Origin of the sequence: Paractinoplanes rhizophilus, from assembly GCF_042664765.1 — a bacterium.
GTDB classification, from domain to species: domain Bacteria; phylum Actinomycetota; class Actinomycetes; order Mycobacteriales; family Micromonosporaceae; genus Actinoplanes; species Actinoplanes rhizophilus.
The window spans coordinates 1-17,406 of record NZ_JBHTBJ010000019.1 but is presented as its reverse complement, the minus strand read 5'-3'; the positions used below and the strand labels follow the sequence as shown (position 1 = coordinate 17,406).

Genomic DNA, 17,406 nt, shown 5'->3' with positions numbered 1-17,406 from the left:
GGGTCGGAGACGAGCGAGCGTGGGAACGAGTCCCGTGCGTGGGGACGAGCCCGAGCGCGGGAGACGAACCCCACGCGCGGGAGAGGAAAGGAAGTGCGACATGCGGGTATTCGTGGCGGGTGGAGCCGGGGTGCTGGGCCGGCGGCTGGTGCCGCAGCTGGTGGCGCGCGGGCACGAGGTGACGGCCACGACGACCACCGCGGCCAAGCTCGGCATGCTGGAGCAGATGGGCGCCGCGGCGGTGGTGATGGACGGCCTGGACGCCGAGTCGGTGCGGGCCGCCGTCGAGAAGGCCGAACCGGAGGTGATCGTCCATCAGATGACCGCGATCGCCGGCAAACCGGACATCCGGCACTTCGACCGCTGGTTCGCCACCACCAACCGGCTGCGCACCGAGGGCACCGACCACCTGCTGGCCGCGTCCGGTGACGCCCACGTGGTGGCGCAGAGCTACGGCGCGTGGAACGGCCTGCGGTCGGGCGGCTGGGTGAAGACCGAGGACGACCCGCTGGACCCGACCAGCATCGGTGCGGGCGCCGTGGCGATCCGCCACCTCGAGGAGGTGGTCACGCGGGCCGGCGGCGCGGTGCTGCGGTACGGCTCGTTCTACGGCCCCGGCGCCACCGACGACCAGGTCGCGCTGATCCGCAAGCGGCAGTACCCGGTCATCGGCGACGGCGGCGGGTACTGCTCGTGGGTACACCTCGACGACGCGGCGAGCGCCACCGTGCTGGCCGTGGAGCAGAAGGCCGCCGGCGTGTTCAACATCGTCGACGACGAGCCGGCGCCGGCCCGGGAATGGCTGCCCTACCTGGCCAAGTGCGCGGGCGCCAAGCCGCCGATGCGGATCCCGCTCTGGCTGGCCCGGCCCCTCGCCGGCCCGACGGCGGTGGCGATGATGACGCAGGGACGCGCGTTCTCGAACGCCAAGGCCAAGCGGGAGCTGGGCTGGCAGCCGCACTACTCCTCCTGGCGGCAGGGCTTCAAGGAGGAGCTGATGTGACGAGGACCGAAGAGTTCGAGCAGCTGCGGCCGTTGCTGTTCTCCATCGCCTACCGCATTCTCGGCAGCGTCAGCGAGGCCGAGGACGCCGTCCAGGAGACCTGGCTGCGCTACGCGCGCAGCCACACGCAGCCCGATTCGCCGCGAAACTTTCTCTCCACTACGGTGTCCCGGATCGCGATAGACGTGCTGCGCTCGGCGCGGGTCCGGCGTGAGGAGTACGTCGGCCGGTGGTTCCCCGAGCCGCTGCTCCAGGATCCCTACGAGGATCCGGAGCGCGCGGCCGAGCTGGCCGACTCGGTGTCGACCGCGGCGCTGTTGCTCCTGGAGCGGCTCAGCCCGCTCGAGCGCGCGGTTTTCGTGCTCCGCGAGGTCTTCGGTTTCGGCTTCGACGAGGTCGCCGAGTCGGTGGGCCGTTCCGAGGCGGCGTGCCGCCAGCTGGTCGTGCGCGCCCGGCGCCACATGGACGAGGGGCGGGCCCGGTTCGCCGCGGACCGCCGCTCGCGCGCGCAATTGGCCGACCGTTTCTTCGCCGCTTTCCGCGGCGGTGACGTCGACGGCCTCAAGGAGTTGCTGGCCGCCGACGTCAGCCTGGTCGGCGACAGCGGCGGCAAGGCGCCGCTGTGGGGCGACGGCATCTTCGGCGCCGCCAACGTGGCCCGCGTGCTGGCCGGTCTGAGCTTGCCGTTCGCCCAGGTCGGCGGCGTGATGGAGCCGCACGACCTGAACGGCCAGCCGGGCGCGCTCTTCCGCGACCGCGAGGGCCGCATCGTGAACACGCTGACCCTCGACATCCTCGACGGCCGGGTCCAGACGATCCGCGCCGTGCTCAACCCCGACAAGCTCCGCCACCTGGGCCCGGTCGCCGACGCCTGGTCGGTCGTCCGGGATACGAACCGCGCCCGGCGCCGGCGGTGAACGTCCGGGCCGATCCGGGCCGCCCGCCCGCGCACTACCCAGGTATCGCGGCCGGTCGTCGCCCGCGGCGCGCCGGACGCAGAGGAAAGCGGGCGAACCTGGGCGCAAAGGGCGCGGAACAGGAAACAAACGCGCGAAAGAGGAAATCAAAACGCGGAAATTTCGAATGGAACGCCGGCACGCTGCCGCGGCAACTTTCCGCCGGCGTTCCGCCCTCCGAGCTGTTCCCGCTTCAGGGAACGAAGCTGGCGTTCCGCCCTCCGAGCTGTTCCCGGCGTCAGGGAACGACGCGGGGCAACGGCATCTCCCGCAACGGCGCCTTGCGGACTTTGTTCGACCCGGTCCGCGGCAGCGACTCCACCACATCGAGATACTTCGGGATCTTGTAGCGCGCGAGCCGCGTGCCAAGAAAGTCCGACAGCTCGGCGAGCGACAGCGAGGCCGAGGGCGCCAGCACGACGAACGCCCGCCCGACCTCGCCCCATTTCTCGTCGGGAACGCCGACAACCGCCGCCTCAAGCACCGCCGGATGCTCGAAGATCGCCGCCTCCACCTCGGCCGGGTAGACGTTCTCGCCGCCGGACACGAACATGTCCTTGAGCCGGTCGACGATCCGGTAGTGCCCGGCCTCGTCGACCACCGCGATGTCCCCGGTCCGCAGCCATCCGTCCTCGGTGAACGCCTGCGCCGTCGCCCGGGGGTCGCGCCAATATCCCGGTGAGACGTTCGGCCCGCGCACCTGCACCTCGCCCGGCTCGCCCACCGCGGTCCCGGTGAGATCCGGCCGCACGCACCGCACGTCCGTGAACATCACCGGCACGCCGGCCGAGCCGACGTGCGCGGAACTTTCCGGAGCCTCCAGGAAAGTTGCGCCCGGCGCGGTCTCGGTCATCCCGTAGCCCTGGCAGAACGTGAGCCCGCGATCCTGATACGACCGGATCAGCGCGCTCGGCACCGCCGACCCGCCGACCATCATGTTCCGCACCGAGCTGAGGTCGGCGTCGCGGAATCGTGGCGACTGGGCGAGCCCGGCGAACATCGTCGTCACGCCGAACATCCAGGTGACGCGGTGCCGCTCGATGAGGTCGAAGCAGGCGTCCACGTCCCACGCCGGCATGAGCACCGAGCAGGCGCCCTTGAGGAAGGTCGGCAGCAGGCACTGGTTGAGCGCCGCCACGTGGAACAGTGGCGCGCTGGTCAGCGTCACCGTATCGCCCGTGACGTCGACGCAGACGAGCACGTTGTAGGTGTTCCAGACGACGTTCCCGTGGGTGAGCACGGCGCCCTTCGGCCGCCCGGTGGTGCCCGAGGTGTAGAGAATGCACGCGGGCTGGTCGAGGGTCACGGGGACGTCGGGCGCCGCCGGCTCCCCGTCGGAGATCATTTTCTCGAACGCCGCCAGCGGCACGACAAGATCGAGGAAACTTACCCGCTCCGAGGCGGAAACTGTCGCCGCGCATTCCGGCCCGTAGACGAGAGCGCGGGCGCCGCTGTCCCCCAGCTGGTAGTCGACCTCCGGCGCGGTCAGCCGGAAATTCAACGGCACGAAGATCCCGCCGACCACGTACGTGGCGAACATCGTCTCCACGAAGGCCGGATGGTTGGGACCGAGATAGGCAACCCGGTCGCCCGCGCCGATCCCGGCCGCGAGCAGCCGGCCGGCGAGGCGGGAGACCCGGTCGTGCAGGGTGGCGTACGTCGTCGACCGGTCGCCGAAGATCAGCGCCACCCGGTCCGGCGAGATCGCGGCCCGCCGCGCGGGCCAGGAGCCGAGCCCTAGGTTGCGCATGGCTCAGACGTATTGCCGGTAGACCGTGCGGGCCACGCAGGCCGGCTTGGCCACGCCGTCGATCTCGACGGTGAAGTCGAAGGTGCTCTGCGTGCCGCCGGCGACGTCCTCGACCGACACGACCTTCGCGTTCAGGCGGATCTTGGAGCCGACCGGCACCGGGTGCGGGAAGCGCACCTTCTCGAGGCCGTAGTTGACGCCCATCTTGATACCCTCGATCTTGAGGATCTCGCCGAAGAGCGGGATGACCAGCGACAGCGTGAGGTATCCGTGCGCGATCGGGCCGCCGAACGGCCCGGCCTTCGCCCGTTCCACGTCGACGTGGATCCACTGGTGGTCGCCGGTGGCGTCGGCGAACGTGTTCACCCGCTCCTGGGTGACCTCGAGCCAGGAGCTGTAGCCGAGGTCCTTGCCGCTCAGGCCTTTCAGCTCGTCGAGTCCGTTCACTGTGACCATGGGGATCTCCTTCAGGCGAGGTTCAGAAGCCGGGCGGCGTTGGACTTGAGGATCTTGGGGCGGACCGCGGGCTTGATGTCGAGCCGGTCGAAGTCGGCGAGCCAGCGGTCGGGGGTCAGCACCGGGTAGTCGGATCCGAACAGGACCTTGTCCTGCAACAACGTGTTGGCGTAACGCACCAGCTGGGGCGGGAAGTACTTGGGCGACCATCCGGAGAGGTCGATATACACGTACGGCTTGTGGGTCGCGACCGCAAGTGCCTCGTCCTGCCAGGGGAACGACGGGTGGGCCAGGATGATCCGCAGTTCCGGGAAGTCCACGGCCACGTCGTCGACGAGCATCGGGTTCGAGTACCGCAGCCGGATCCCGCCGCCGCCCGGCACGCCGGCCCCGATCCCGGTCTGCCCGGTGTGGAACAGCGCGGGCACGCCGAGCTCCTCGATCGTCTCGTACAGCGGGTACGCCATCCGGTCGTCCGGCGCGAAACCTTGCAGGCTCGGATGGAACTTGAATCCGCGCACACCGTGCTCCTCGACCAGCCGGCGGGCCTCGCGGGCGCCGGCCCGGCCGCGGTGCGGGTCGATGCTGGCGAACGGGATCAGCACGTCGGGGTGCGCCGCGCAACTTTCCGCGACTTCTTCGTTCGCGATCGGCGGATGCCCGGTCGCGGCGGCCGCGTCGACCGTGAACACCACGGCCGCCATCCGCCTCTCGCGGTAGTATCCGGCCATCTCGTCGACCGTCGGCTGCCGGTGCCCGTGCGCCTTGAAGTACGCCTCCGAGGCGGCGAGCAGCGTGGAGCTGAGCGAGGTGTGCCCGTCCCGCCCCACTTCGGCGTGTGCGTGCACGTCGATCGCGACCAGCGACTCGAGATCCACGTCAGGCCCCGATGCCGCTGCCGGCGCCCGGTCCGGCGGACCCCTGGCCCTGAGCACCCGGTCCGGCGGACGGCGCGGAGGCCCCCTGCTCCTGCGGGACCGGCGGCTTGGGGGCGGGGATCCCGTACGTCTCGAGATCGGAACCGAAACCCGACGCCCACCCGGCGGCGATGGCCGCGGCGCTCCACCCGCCGTCGCGGAAAGCGACGCTCTTCTCCCGCGGATGCGCCCAGAGCGCCAGGCGGTCGCCACCCACCCCGATCGCCTGCCCGGTGATGCCGCGGGACGCGCCGGAGGCGAGGAAGACCACCAGGCCGGTGACGTCGTCGACGCTGCCGAGGCCCTCGTCGCGGCGCACCCACGCGGGCAGCGGCTCGCCCGTGCGCTCGGACTCCTCGATGAGCGGCGCGAAAGCCGGAATCGTGCGCGTCATCGCGGTCGTGGCCACCGGCACGACGGCGTTCACGGTGATCTCGTTGCGGGCCAGCTCCATCGCCCACGTGCGGGCCATCGCCGCGATCCCGGCCTTCGCGGCGGCGTAGTTGGTCTGGCCGAAGTTTCCGCGCTGGCCGGCCGGCGACGAGATCAGGATGATCCGGCCGCCCTCGCCCTGCTCGCGCATCCGCACCGCGGCGGCCCGGGCGCAGGTGAAGGTGCCGCGCAGATGGACGCGGATCACCTCGTCGAAGTCGTCGTCGGTCATCTTCCACAGCACCCGGTCGCGCAGGATGCCGGCGTTGGTGACCAGGATGTCGAGCCGCCCGAAACTTTCCACCGCGGCCGCGACCAGACGATCGGCGCTTTCGCTGTCGCCGACCGCCGCGGTCACCCCCACGGCGGGGCCGGGCAGCGCGGCGACCGCCTCGTCGACCGCGGCACGATCCACGTCGTTGACCACGACCGACGCGCCGGCGGCGGAAAGAGCTTTCGCGTACGCCAGGCCGAGGCCGCGACCGCTGCCGGTGACGATGGCCACCTTGCCCGAGAGTTCGATGTCATCCACGCCTCCGAAGTTAGGCGTCTGCTTAACGGCCGTCAACAATGTGCCTAATATCGCGGCATGCAGCCGCAGGACCTGATGCTCATGCTGTTCGGCACCTACGCGCTCGACGAGGGCGTCTGCCTGGGCGCCGGCGGCATCATCGACACGCTCGGGCGAGCCGGCGTCTCGGCCCACGCCACCCGCTCGACGCTCAGCCGCATGGTCGGGCGCGACCTGCTGCACCGCCGGCGGGCCGGCCGGAAGATGTATTTCGGCCTCACCGAGCGGTCGTCGGCGATCCTGCGGGACGGCCGCGCCCGCATCTGGCACGACGGCGCGGTCAACGACCGGTGGGACGGCACGTGGACCCTGCTGAGCTTCTCGCTGCCCGAGTCGATGCAGCGCGAGCGGCACGACCTGCGCTCCCGCCTGGCCTGGTCGGGCTTCGGCCGGGTGCAGGGCGGCCTGTGGATCGCGCCCGGCCGGGTGGACGCGGCCGGGATAGTTTCGTCGCTCGGCCTGAAAGCGCACGCCCGCGTTTTCTTCGCGCGCGCCGAGGAAACGACCGACATCGCCGAGCTGGTCGGCGACGCTTATGACATCGCCGAGGTCGGCGCCCGGTACGAGGAGTTCCTCCGCCGCTGGGACGGCGCCCAGACGACCGGCGCCCAGACGACCGGCGACCCGCTCGCCGAGCGCCTGCGGTTGCTGGCGGAGTGGCTCGACGCCATCCGCCGCGATCCCCGCCTGCCCGTCGAGCACCTGCCCACCGGCTGGCCGGCCGCCCGCGCCCAGAAAGTTTTCCGCGCGCTGGCGGAGGCGTACCGGGAGCCGGCCCGGGCGGTGGCCGGCGACCTGCTCGAAACGCTTCCGCTGTCGTCGCCGGGCTGATCCGGATCCACGGAGACGGCAACTTTCGCGCCCGGAGCCGGCCGGATTTCCGGCAACTTTCGCGTCCGGAGCCAGGCGAACGACAGGATTTTCCGGCAACTTTCGCGGCCGGATTCGGTTGAGACACCGGCGAACTCCGATCAGGACACTCCCGGATCTATGCCATCACCTTCGCCCGCGCGGGCCGGCACGAGCCGCGGCACCGGCACCGGCACCGGCACCGGCACCGGCACCGGCACCCTCTGCGGCTCGGTCCGGGACACCAAGGGCGCCGTCCTGGCCAACTCGGAGATCACCGTCTACCCGCCCACCCGGCGCGGCGCCCCGGTTGCCGTCACCCACACCGACGCCGCCGGAAAGTTCCGGGTCACCGGCCTCGACGAGGGCGGCTACCAGATCCAGATCGGCCTCGGCGGCTGGTTCGAGTGGGCGCCCGGCCGCGTCGGCAACTCGGGCGGCCGGTACCGCTTCGACAAGCTGACCCCCGGAGAGATCAAGGTCTGGTTCCGCACCGCCGAGGACCAGGTTCAGTGGGCGCACCAGGCCCGGTCGTACGCGGAGGCCGACACTGTCCGCGTCCGCGACGACGCGAAACCTGCCCCGCTTCGTTCTCGCTGGAGTTCGGCGCCGTCACCACCGTGGACGACCAGCTCCTGCCCCTCTGACCCGCCTCCGTCGTCCCCGGGCCGGGCGCCACGCCGGTCCGGGGACGACGCCGTCCGGTCCGGCAACGACGGCGCGGCCCGGCTCGGATCGCCGGCTCAGATCGCCGGCTCGACCTTGATCACCACGGCGGTGGCGTTGTCGGCGCCGCCGGCCTCGAGGGTGTCCTCCAGGATGAAGTGCGCCGCGGCCGCCGGGTCCGGGTTGGTGCCGAGCAACTGGATCAGCCGCTCGAACGAAAGTTGGTCGCTCACCCCGTCGGAACAGAGCAGGAAAATGTCGCCGGGCCGGAGCGAAACGTTGAGGACGTCGGGCTCGGGACTTTCCGGGTGACCGACGTAACGGGTCAGGCGGTAGCGCGCCATCCGGGCGTCGTCCGAGTCGTGCGCGAACCAGCCGTGGAGCAACCCCACCCAGGCGACCGTGTGATCGGCGGTCAGCAACTCCAGCAGGCCGCCCCGCAACCGGTACGCCCGGGAGTCGCCGATCTGCACGATCCACGCCCCCGCGGTGGTGTCGGCCACGAACGCCGTGAGCGTGCATCCGGTCAGCTCGTCCAGGGTGCGGGCCGCCCGGCGTACCTCCTGCTGGGCCTGATCGACCGCGACCCGCAGCGCGGCCGGAACGCAACCCACCGGCACGTCGCGAACGAAGACGTCGACGGCCGTCCGGCCGGCGGCGGCGCTGCCCGGCCCCGCGCCCATGCCGTCGGCCACCACCGCCAGCGCCCGGCCCGGATCGAGGTGCAGCACGTCGTAGTTGTCCTGGTACCGGTTGCCGGTCACCGACCCGGCCGCGGCGGTGAGCCGCCGGCCCGCCGCGGACCAGGCGACCTTGGAAATTTCCACGTCCCTTTCCTAGCCGACTTTCCCGGCGCGGGTGCGCCGGGGTACCGATCGCGGAGGCGTGTCGCGAGAAAACACCGGGCCCCGCTCCTCGTGGGAAGAGAGCGGGGCCCGGCGGTTATGGGGGCGGGTTACGAAAGGGGCGGGTACGCGTTCTGCATCAGCTGCTGGAACTGGGCAGAGAACCACGCGCCCGAGATGGGAGCGTTGGGCAGCGCGCCGCTCGGGTTGTTGCCGTTGCGGGCGTTACCGCCGTAGCTCGGGTCGCACATCTGGTCGAAGCCCTTGCCCTCGTCGTTGGGGATGAGGGTGCTGGAGCCGTCCGACTCGCCCGGGGGCTTGACCCAGACGTAGGCGTCGATGCCGGAGGCCGGGGCGGCCTTCGGGCGCTCACCGAGGCCGGCGCCGGACTGGTTGCACCAGTTGCCGGCGTGCAGCCGACGGTCGATGCGCGACTCGTTGACGTAGGTGTCCACGTTGGTCGACGTGCTCGCCGCGGTCGGGCGGGCCGAGCCGCCCCAGCCGTTGCGGGACGTGTCGATCAGCATGCCGATGTTGGAGTTGAAGCCGATCGAGACCAGCTTCTGCCGGAACGCTTGGGCGAACGTCAGCTCATCGGTGTACTGGTTCCAGTCGATCCACTTGGACTGCCGGATGTTCTGGCCGCCGACCGTGGTGCTCGGCTGGATCCACGGCTCCTGCAGCGCCGAGTAGTTCGCGGTGTTGGTGATGAAGCCGGTGACGTTGTTGACGCTGCCGGAGGCCTGCGCGGCCTGCAGCATGATGTCCGCGACGGGGCCGAAGTTCGAGTCCCAGCCGATCCAGCCGTGGTGCGCGGCGTCCACGTAGTTGTAGACGTTGCCGATCGCGCCGAGCTTGTTCAGCGCATAGCCGACGCCGAGCACGTACCCGTTGTTGGCCTTCATCGTGTCGCACATCGCCGTGGCGCCGGCCTGGCCGCCGGTGTTGGTGACGATGTTCGGCAGCGAGTCGATCTCGACGATGTTGATGATCCGCAGGTTCTGGTACTTCGCGTCGCCCTCGATCGCGGCGATCGGGTCGATGTACTCCGACTTGTAGCGCGGCAGCTCGTCCGGCCCGAGCTCACCGTTGGAGGCGAGCGCCGAGCAGTCGCGGCCGGGCAGGTCGTAGATGACCAGCTGGATGTAGCCGGCGCCCTGGGCGAGAGCGGCGTCCAGGTGGTCACGCAGGCCCATCGAGCCGTTGGAGCTGGAGTCGTCGGTGCCCTCGATCGCGGCGATCCGGTCGAGCCAGACCGCGGTCGGGTTGTTGGAGACGCGGCTGCCGCCGGGCTCGGACTCGGCGTGCGCCTTCCACTCCGGGTTCACGTAACCCTTGGCGTTGGCGTAGGGGTTGTCCACCCGCTGGCCCGGGTTTCCGGTCGGGCCGCTGGTCGGCGGCGTCGTCGGCGGGGTGGTGGGCGGCGTGGTCGGCCTCGTCGTCGGCGGGGTGGTCGGCCTCGTCGTCGGCGGCGTGGTGGTCGGGCCGGTCGTGCCCGTGCAGGTCACGCCGTTGAGCTTGAACGACGCCGGCGAGGTGTTGGTGCCGGAGTAGCTGCCGTTGAAGCCGAAGGTCACGCTCGCGTTGGTGCCGATCCCGGTGGCCCAGTCGGGGTTTCTCGCCGTGACATTCGCCCCGGACTGCGAAATCGTCGCGCTCCAGCCCTGGGTGACCTGCTGGTTGCCGGGGAACGTCCAGGTGACGTTCCAGCCGCCCGAGATCGGGTCGCCCAGGTTGGTGACGTTCAGATTCGCGGTGAAGCCGTTGTTCCAGGAGTTCGCCGTGTAGTCGACCCGGCAGCCGGCGGCCGCACTCGCGCTGGTCGCGGCGAAGATGCCCAGACCGGTGACGAGTGAGGCCGCAGCCGCCGCGGTCAGTCCGCGGATGAGGACAGGTCTCATGTGGTGGCTCCTCGAGACATGCGAAGTGGCGCACCCTGGCGCCAGGGGGATCAGCCGTTCGCGTATCGAGGGGCATCGCTCCCGGCTGTGTGCACAGCATTACATGGGAGCGCTCCCACCGCAATGACCCGGATACTCCGCAGAAACATTTGTTCCGTCCGCCGCGAGCCTTTCGCGCCGGTGACGTATAACGGGCGCATGCGGAGCTACGAACTGACCGAGGCGTTGGCCGAGGTCCCCGGCCTTGAGGTGACGATCCGGCGGGGTGCTCTGCACATCCACGTGCCGGCGCTGGGCGACACCGCGTCGCTCGATCCCGGCGACGTGGTCGAGGCGGCCGACGTCTTCGTGCCCACCCAGGCGCCCGCCGTGCAGCTCGACGTGCGCCGCGGCCGCGAGATCCTCCCGCTCATCGTGACCGTCGACGACCTGGTGTTCACCCCCTCCTACGCCGACGACCTGATCGCCGAGGACGCCGAGCTGGTGGTGCCGGCGATGCCGTCGCTGATCGCGTACTCCGAGATGCACCGCGACGTCCGCGCCCTCGGCAAGGCGATCGACAACGAAACTCTCGACCCCGGCATGCTGGCCGCGACGCTGCTTGCGCACCGATGTTTCCTGCGCGGCGCGATCCGCATGGGCCTGTGGCCGGTCCGGGTCGCGGCCTGGTGGGAGTACACGAACTCGCGGGCGACCGAGCGGATTCCGCTGCGCGAGGACGCCGAGTGGGATCGCTTGCTCGCCGACGTGGCCCAGGCCCGCAATCAAAACCAGGAAGATGACGTACGAGGTTTCGCCCGTTAGCAACCGCAGCGACGGCCGCGCCCGCCGCTCCGGACCGGCTCGGTGCACCGCCGGGCCGTCCCCGGCCGCCGGGCCGGCGGGTGGAGAATCTTTCCATGTACTTGATCAGGGAACGTTTCTTCGCGATCGGCGACGACTTCGACGTGCTGGACGAGCACGGCGCCAAGCTTTACCACGTCGACGGCAAGGTGTTCAGCGTCCGCGGGCGGGTGGTGATCGAGGACCCGGCCGGCGAGGAGGTCGCGTCGGTGCACCGGCAGCTGATCGCGCTGCGCCCGACCTACGAGATCCGCATCGGCGGCGAGACGGCGGCCGAGGTTCGCAAGAAACTTTTCACGCCGTTCCGCGACAAGTTCACCATCGACGTCCCCGGCCCCGACGACCTGGAGATGAAGGGCGATCTGCTCGACCACGAATACGTCATCGAGCAGGACGGCGAGCAGGTGGCCGCGGTGTCGAAGCGCTGGCTGACCGTGCGCGACACGTACGCGGTCCAGGTCGCGGCGGGAGTGAACCCGCTACTCGTCATCGCCAGTGTCCTGGCTCTTGATCTGGCGCTGGACCGCGAGAAGGACGCGAAACCGTCGGACTAGACGCCCTTCGCGCTCGGGGCGTGCCGATTGTGCGCGCCGGTGCCTGAATCTCGATCAGACGGCCGTCCGCGTCGCCCAGGCGCAGATGGCCGCCAGTGGTTCCTGCAACGTCTTGCCGAGATCAGTCAATGCGTACTCGACATGCTGAGGCGGCGTTTCCTTCACTACTCGGCGCTCCACCAATCCGTCTCGTTCCATGTCACGCAGCGTCTCGGTCAGCACCTTCTGCGAAATTCCTTCCACCCGTCGCCGCAGCTCAGCATGTCGCTGGGGGCCAGCGAGCAGCGCGTAGACAAGCAACACCCGCCACTTCGAGGCGAGCCGTTCGAGCGCCTGCCGCGTCGCGCAACTTTCCTCGAGCACTTCCGGAACCACCAGTGACATGTGCGGCCTCCCGAGTAATCGCACTATGCCGCGAGGGATCGTCGAAGGGCACCGAAAAGTGCCTTCTGTCCGCGGGGCAGTGCGCGGCTTAGCGTTCGGTCGAAGGTAAACGTGGAGAGGAACACGGCCGACATGTCCGACCGCACGTCCCGATATCGTATTCACACCTACACGGCCGCCGAAGCGGGCCTGTTCGTCAACAGCTATCTGATCGAGGCGGCCGACGGCGTCGTGCTCGTCGACGCCAACCTGCTGCTCTCCGACATCCGGGCGCTCCGGGCCAGGATCGAGGCCCCTGCACAAGCCACTGCTCGGCGTGTTCGTGACACACGCTCATCCGGATCATTTCAACGGCCTGCCGATGCTCGCCGGCGACGACGTGCCGGTGTATGCGACCGCCGAGGTGGCCGACACGATCGCCCGGATCGCCGGCGCGAAGCGCGCGCAATGGCAGCCGGTGTACGGCGCCGAATGGCCCGGTGAGCACCGGGTGCCGGACCGGCGGCTGTCGACGGGAGACGCGGTGGAGCTGGGCACGCTCCGCTTCACCGTGCACTCCGTCGGCGCGGCGGAGAGCCATGCGGACTCCTACCTCGTCCTCGACGACCACGCGTTCATCGGCGACCTGGCCTTCAACGGCACCCACCCGTACACCGCCGACGGGCACGGGGAGAGCTGGCTCGTGGCGCTGGACGGCGTCGCCGGGCAGCTCGACGGTTTCACTCTGCATCCGGGTCACGGCGCCCCCGGTGGCGTCGGCATGCTGGCCGACCAGCGGCGATACCTGATGATGTACCGCGAAACGGTCGGCCGGCTCGCCGGCGGAGCGCCGGCGCTGACCGATGCGCAACGCGGGGAGCTGACCGCCGTGATGACCCGGTTCCTGCCCGGCGCGCCGCTGACGTGGATGATCGGTCTGGGTGCGGACGCGGTGGCGGCGGAGCTGGCCGAGGCCGAGGCGCGCGTGGCGCCGGCCGGGGCGGGCGTGGCGCCGGCCGGGACGGCAGTGGCGTGAGCACCGAGCGGGTGACCTTCGTGGCCGACGGCGTCACACTGGCCGGAAACCTCACGGTGGCCGGCGACGGGTCTCCGGCCGTGGTTCTGACCGGCCCGTTCACCGGTGTCAAGGAGCAGGTGGTCGGCACCTACGCGGCGCGTCTGCACGAGCGCGGCCTCACCACGCTCGCGTTCGACCACCGTGGCTTCGGGGAGAGCGGCGGACGCCGGGCGCACGAGGACAGCCAGGGCAAACTCGCCGACCTGCGCGCGGCCGTGAGCCTGCTCGCCGGGCACCCGGCCGTCGACCCGGCCCGGGTGGCGGTCGCCGGAATCTGCCTCGGCGGCGGTTACGCGGTTCGGGCGGCGGCCGCCGACCCGAGAATCGGTGCGGTCGTCGGCATCGCGGGCGCCTACAACAGCCCCGCCCGGTTCAGCTCCGGCGACCCCGACGGCTATCGCCGGGCGCTCGAGTCGTTCGTCGAGCGTTACGACGAAGAGTTGCCTGCGGTGGCCCCGGGCGGCGCGATCGCGGCGATGCCCGGCGACGAGCCGTTCGCCTACTACGGAACGCCGCGGTCGGCGGCTGAGCACTGGGAGAACCGGGTCACCTACGGGTCGCTCCACGCGCTCATGACCTTCGATGCGCTCGGCGCCGCGCCCTTGCTCACCGCAACGCCCCTGCTGGTCGTGCACGGCCGGGCCGACGCGTACTGCGCGCCGGAGCTCGCCGAGGCGCTCTACGCCGGCGCGACGGGGCCGAAGGAGATGCGGTGGCTGGACGCCGGGCAGCACATCGATCTGTACGACGTGGAGCCGTACGTGGGCCAGGCCGCCGACGCGGCCGCGACGTTCCTGCATGGCCACCTCGGAAACGCCACCTCGGAACCGCCGGGCGGGGACCGTCGATGAGCTTGCTGCCGTGACCGGACGGCGTCGCGATCAGACGAGGGTCTGGGTGCCGAGGACGATCGCGAGCGCCAGCCGCTCGGCGTCCTCGGTGCCCGGCTCGGCCGTGTAGACCGTGATGCGCAGGTCGTCGGCCGCCACGACCAGCGTGTCGCAGTCGAGCGTGATGCGGCCGGCCGCCGGGTGGTCAACGACCTTCCGCTTCGACGGGTCCGGCAGCGGCGGCGCGTCGGCCTCCCACAGTCGCGTGAACCGCGGGCAAGTCGCCGCAAGTTCGCCGACAAGTTTCTTCAGCCCGCGGTCAGCCGGATAGCGCGATGCCGTCAGCCGCAGGTCGGCGACCAGCCGCGCCTCGTGCTCGGCCTGCTCCCGCGCGGTGTGCACGACCCGCCCGCCCGGCCCGGCGAGGTTACGCCAGATCGCGTTCCGCTCGATCCCGCGCCAGGCCGTCGTGTCGCCCATCAGCGCGTCGTAGGGCGCGTTCGCCGTGACCAGCGTCCACGAGGCGTCGTGCACCACGACCGGGGTGTGCGCCAGCCGGTCGAGCAGCCGCTGCACGCTCGGCGTGACCCGGGACGGCACCACATCCAGGCCCGGCGCCGCGTGCCCGGCCAGCCGATAGAGCAGGTCACGCTCGCCGTCCGGCAGCCGCAGCGCCCGGGCCAGCGCCTCCACGACCTGCGCCGACGGCGCGGTGGCCCGGCCCTGCTCGAGCCGGGTCAGATAGTCCGCCGAGATGCCCGCGAGGCCCGCCAGCTCCTCGCGCCGCAGCCCGCTGGCCCGGCGGCGGCGCCCGACCGGCACGCCCACCGCCCCGGGCGCGACCCGGTCCCGCCATCGCCGCAACGTCCGCCCGAACTCCCAGCTCTCCACGGCTCCCAGTCTCCGCGCCGCCGCCGCGGTTGTCCTGGCCCTGCCGGTCCTACGAAAACCGGACGTCTGGCTGACGCCCGGCCGCGGTTCCACGCTCGGTTCATGACATCTGTGCTGATCACCGGCCCGACCCGCGGACTCGGCCGCGCCGCCACGCCGGCCCTGGCCGGCCACCCCGCCCGGCCCGACCTGTTGCTGGTGGGCCGCGGCGGCCCCGGCCTCACCGCGGTCGCCGGCGACGCCCGTGCCCGCGGCGCCCGGGTCCACACCATCCCCGCCGACCTGTCCCGCCTCGCCGACGTGCGCGAGGCCGCCGCCACCGTCCGGAACCTCCTGGAAACCGGCGCCGTCCGCCCGCTGTCCGCCCTGATCGGCAACGCCGGCGCCATGTCCGCCGACACCCGCCGCGCCTCGGCCGACGGCCACGAGCTGACCTTCGCGGTCAACTACCTGGCCCACGCCCAGCTCATCGAGGGTCTCCTGACGTCGCTCACCGCACCCGCCCGCATCGTCCTGCTCGGCTCGAACACCTACCGGGCCAACTTCTGGCGCCGCCTGCTGAACGTCCCCGAGGCGCAGTGGCGCGACCCGGTCGAGCTGGCCCGGCCCGCGACCGGCGACGCCCACCCCGGCATGACCGCCTCCGGCGTCGCCTACTCCAACGCCAAGCTGGCCATCCTCTACTACGCCCACGAGCTGCAGCGCCGGGCGCCCGCCGGCGTCGGCGTCTCGGTCTTCGAGCCCGGCTGGATGCCCGGCACCGCCCTCGGCCGCGACGCTCCCGCCGGCCTGCGGGCAGTCATGCGGGCGATCGCCCGCATCCCCGGCGTGGCCACGCCCGCGAGCTCCGGCCCGATCCTGGCCTCGATGGCGCTCGACCCGAAGTGGGCGTCGCTGCGGGACGGCGCCTTCGTGGTGCGCGGAAAGGTCACCGAGGTGCACGCGATGGCCCAGGACCGGGCCCGCGAACGCCGCCTCTGGGACGCCACGGCCGAGCTGCTGTCCCAGGTCAGGAACTGAGTCACCGGCCCGGGCCCGGAACTGAGTCAGGGTGCGGGGTCCGGAGCCAACCGCATCGGGGTCAGCGTCTCGCCGCCGCACGCCGCCGCGGCCAGCCGCCGGTTTCCCTGGACCGCCACGAAATGCGGCGCGCGGTGACGCACGACGATCTCGCCGTCCTCCCGCGTCTCCGCGGTGACCCGCACCCGGCCGGGGTCGAGATAGCACGCCGGCCGGCCGCCGCGGGACGCGTCGAGCGCCGAAAGTATTCGCGAAACTATCTCGGCCGGCGTTGCCCGCGTGGTGTCGCAGATCAGGTCGTAGTTGCGCAGCTGGGTCTTGTCGGCGCCGTACCGGGAAAGAAAACGCTCGCGTTCGCTTTCGCTGCGGGCCGCCAGTTGCCGGCAGGCCTCGTCGAGGTCCTCGTAGCTCTCCACCGCGTCGGCCGGCCGCCCGAGCACCCGCCGGGCCGCCACGACCGGGTCGGTGACGAGGTGGACCTTCAGCGCGTCGGTGAAGAAGAACCAGGCCAGCCGGCTGTCGACCACGAGCCGCTCGCCGGAGGCCGCGATGTCGTGCTGAAGCTGGTCGATGTAGTGGTCGATCTTGTCGTCCAGCTCGGCGTGCAGATTGAACTCGAGCGCGGTCATGCCGTGCTCGGCGGCCATCTGCCGGTAGAGATCGCCGACGCTGACCCGGCGCACCCCGAGCCGCTCGGCCAGCATCACCGACACGGTGGTCTTGCCGCCGCCGAGATCACCGTTGAGGACCACCGTCCGAGGCCGGGTCATTGGTAGTCCGGGGCGCGGTGCTCGGTGAGCCCGTTTCCCCTTCCCCCTTTCAATCCGTACGTGCGGTTTTCCCGCATACGGCTTACCGATGATCTTCCTGGCATGGGTTACACCGTCCTCGGATATCGGATGGTGCCCCGCAACCGGTACAGACCCATCCCGTTGAACCAGTCCTCGTTCCACTGCTGGGCCTGGCCAGCTCGCAGGTTGCGACCATGCTTCCTGATCATCAAGGTGCGTAGCCGCCACACCACGTACTCGTCAGCCTGCCGGAACTTGTCGGCGGCGTTACCCGTCCGGAAGTAGTTGCCCCACCCACGCAGGATCGGATTGAGCTCTTCAATCACAGTGCGGACATCTCGCACCCCTGTGCGGTTACGACCGGTCCGGGCTCCGACCTTCTCCCGCAGCCGCTTCATCGCCCGCACCGCCGGCCACCGATGCAGGTAGTAACGCACGATGCGCTTCTGCTCCCACAATCGCCCCGACATCCGAGCCCTGAAATGGCATCCGAGGAAGTCGAAACCTTCCCGGCCTTCTCGCAGATCAACTATCCGGGTCTTGTCCGGATGCAACCGAAGCCCTAGTACTGCTACGGCAGGTCGCCACTTCGTGTGGTTGTGAGTCGTTTGTCGGGTGTGGTGACGGCTGAGCAGGTATCGGGTTGGGACGATGACTTCCGTGAGTTCTTTCTGGGGTGGTCGCAGTGGT

16 protein-coding genes and 3 pseudogenes are annotated in these 17,406 nt (G+C 70.8%); 9 read left to right on the top strand and 10 right to left on the bottom strand.

Annotation, left to right across the window (positions count from 1 at the left end; genetic code table 11):
- Positions 1–100 precede the first annotated feature (100 nt).
- Positions 101–1,003 carry an NAD-dependent epimerase/dehydratase family protein gene (locus ACFQS1_RS23890; RefSeq protein ID WP_378972126.1) on the top strand — a complete coding sequence of 301 codons (903 nt, stop codon included), beginning with the start codon at positions 101–103 and terminating at the stop codon, positions 1,001–1,003.
- Entirely contained in the window at positions 1,000–1,920 is a 921-nt protein-coding gene (locus tag ACFQS1_RS23885; protein ID WP_378972124.1) for an RNA polymerase sigma-70 factor, read from the top strand. The genes ACFQS1_RS23890 and ACFQS1_RS23885 overlap by 4 nt, the downstream gene beginning before the upstream one ends.
- 277 nt (positions 1,921–2,197) lie before the next feature.
- Here ACFQS1_RS23885 and ACFQS1_RS23880 read toward each other — a convergent pair whose 3' ends face one another.
- From ACFQS1_RS23880 to ACFQS1_RS23865, 4 genes are read right to left on the bottom strand one after another with little or no spacing between them, the layout of a single operon-like run.
- Positions 2,198–3,709: an acyl-CoA synthetase gene (locus tag ACFQS1_RS23880; protein ID WP_378972122.1), complete on the bottom strand. Its 1,512-nt coding sequence runs from the start codon at positions 3,707–3,709 to the stop codon at positions 2,198–2,200.
- A 3-nt stretch (positions 3,710–3,712) separates the two neighbouring features.
- Positions 3,713–4,165, bottom strand: a complete 453-nt coding sequence (locus tag ACFQS1_RS23875; protein WP_378972119.1) for a MaoC family dehydratase — start codon at positions 4,163–4,165, stop codon at positions 3,713–3,715.
- An 11-nt stretch (positions 4,166–4,176) separates the two neighbouring features.
- Complete coding sequence (locus ACFQS1_RS23870; protein WP_378972117.1) at positions 4,177–5,043, bottom strand: amidohydrolase family protein; 867 nt, start codon at positions 5,041–5,043, stop codon at positions 4,177–4,179.
- 1 nt (position 5,044) lies between these two features.
- A complete protein-coding gene (locus tag ACFQS1_RS23865) occupies positions 5,045–6,046 on the bottom strand; it encodes an SDR family NAD(P)-dependent oxidoreductase (RefSeq protein WP_465263216.1) in 1,002 nt (333 codons plus the stop codon).
- Between the two features lie 57 nt (positions 6,047–6,103).
- Between ACFQS1_RS23865 and ACFQS1_RS23860 the strand changes: the two genes are divergently transcribed.
- Complete coding sequence (locus ACFQS1_RS23860; RefSeq protein WP_378972114.1) at positions 6,104–6,916, top strand: PaaX family transcriptional regulator; 813 nt, start codon at positions 6,104–6,106, stop codon at positions 6,914–6,916.
- Positions 6,917–7,075: 159 nt separating this feature from the next.
- Positions 7,076–7,312 (top strand): annotated as a pseudogene (locus ACFQS1_RS40680) (carboxypeptidase-like regulatory domain-containing protein); the annotation flags it as partial.
- A gap of 365 nt (positions 7,313–7,677) precedes the next feature.
- Here ACFQS1_RS40680 and ACFQS1_RS23855 read toward each other — a convergent pair.
- Together ACFQS1_RS23855 and ACFQS1_RS23850 are read right to left on the bottom strand one after the other, a co-directional pair.
- The gene (locus tag ACFQS1_RS23855; RefSeq protein WP_378972112.1) at positions 7,678–8,427 is read right to left on the bottom strand and encodes a PP2C family protein-serine/threonine phosphatase; all 750 of its coding nucleotides are present in this window, start codon (positions 8,425–8,427) and stop codon (positions 7,678–7,680) included.
- A 128-nt stretch (positions 8,428–8,555) separates the two neighbouring features.
- Entirely contained in the window at positions 8,556–10,346 is a 1,791-nt protein-coding gene (locus ACFQS1_RS23850; RefSeq protein ID WP_378972109.1) for a glycoside hydrolase family 6 protein, read from the bottom strand.
- A 198-nt stretch (positions 10,347–10,544) separates the two neighbouring features.
- Here ACFQS1_RS23850 and ACFQS1_RS23845 point away from each other — a divergent pair, with 198 nt between their 5' ends.
- Both ACFQS1_RS23845 and ACFQS1_RS23840 read left to right on the top strand, forming a co-directional pair.
- The gene (locus tag ACFQS1_RS23845) at positions 10,545–11,150 is read left to right on the top strand and encodes a hypothetical protein (RefSeq protein WP_378972107.1); all 606 of its coding nucleotides are present in this window, start codon (positions 10,545–10,547) and stop codon (positions 11,148–11,150) included.
- Between the two features lie 95 nt (positions 11,151–11,245).
- A complete protein-coding gene (locus ACFQS1_RS23840; RefSeq protein ID WP_378972105.1) occupies positions 11,246–11,743 on the top strand; it encodes an LURP-one-related/scramblase family protein in 498 nt (165 codons plus the stop codon).
- 54 nt (positions 11,744–11,797) lie between these two features.
- On the opposite strand, the gene ACFQS1_RS23835 is transcribed toward ACFQS1_RS23840, so the two are convergent.
- Positions 11,798–12,127, bottom strand: coding sequence for a winged helix-turn-helix transcriptional regulator (locus ACFQS1_RS23835; protein WP_378972103.1), 330 nt, complete (start codon positions 12,125–12,127; stop codon positions 11,798–11,800).
- Positions 12,128–12,419: 292 nt separating this feature from the next.
- Here ACFQS1_RS23835 and ACFQS1_RS23830 point away from each other — a divergent pair.
- Positions 12,420–13,142, top strand: a pseudogene (locus ACFQS1_RS23830) (MBL fold metallo-hydrolase); the annotation flags it as partial.
- Positions 13,139–14,035, top strand: coding sequence for an alpha/beta hydrolase (locus tag ACFQS1_RS23825; protein WP_378972101.1), 897 nt, complete (start codon positions 13,139–13,141; stop codon positions 14,033–14,035). The pseudogene ACFQS1_RS23830 and the gene ACFQS1_RS23825, both read left to right, overlap by 4 nt.
- A 30-nt stretch (positions 14,036–14,065) precedes the next feature.
- Here the strand turns inward: ACFQS1_RS23825 and ACFQS1_RS23820 are convergent, their stop codons facing one another.
- Positions 14,066–14,905 (bottom strand): helix-turn-helix transcriptional regulator, encoded by an 840-nt coding sequence (locus ACFQS1_RS23820; protein ID WP_378972098.1) that lies wholly within the window; start codon positions 14,903–14,905, stop codon positions 14,066–14,068.
- Between the two features lie 102 nt (positions 14,906–15,007).
- Between ACFQS1_RS23820 and ACFQS1_RS23815 the strand changes: the two genes are divergently transcribed.
- A complete protein-coding gene (locus tag ACFQS1_RS23815; protein ID WP_378972096.1) occupies positions 15,008–15,925 on the top strand; it encodes an SDR family NAD(P)-dependent oxidoreductase in 918 nt (305 codons plus the stop codon).
- 38 nt (positions 15,926–15,963) lie between these two features.
- On the opposite strand, the pseudogene ACFQS1_RS23810 reads toward ACFQS1_RS23815, so the two are convergent.
- Positions 15,964–16,695: pseudogene (locus ACFQS1_RS23810) on the bottom strand (AAA family ATPase); the annotation flags it as partial.
- 107 nt (positions 16,696–16,802) lie between these two features.
- Entirely contained in the window at positions 16,803–17,153 is a 351-nt protein-coding gene (locus ACFQS1_RS23805) for a group II intron maturase-specific domain-containing protein (protein WP_378972093.1), read from the bottom strand.
- Positions 17,154–17,406: the final 253 nt, after the last annotated feature.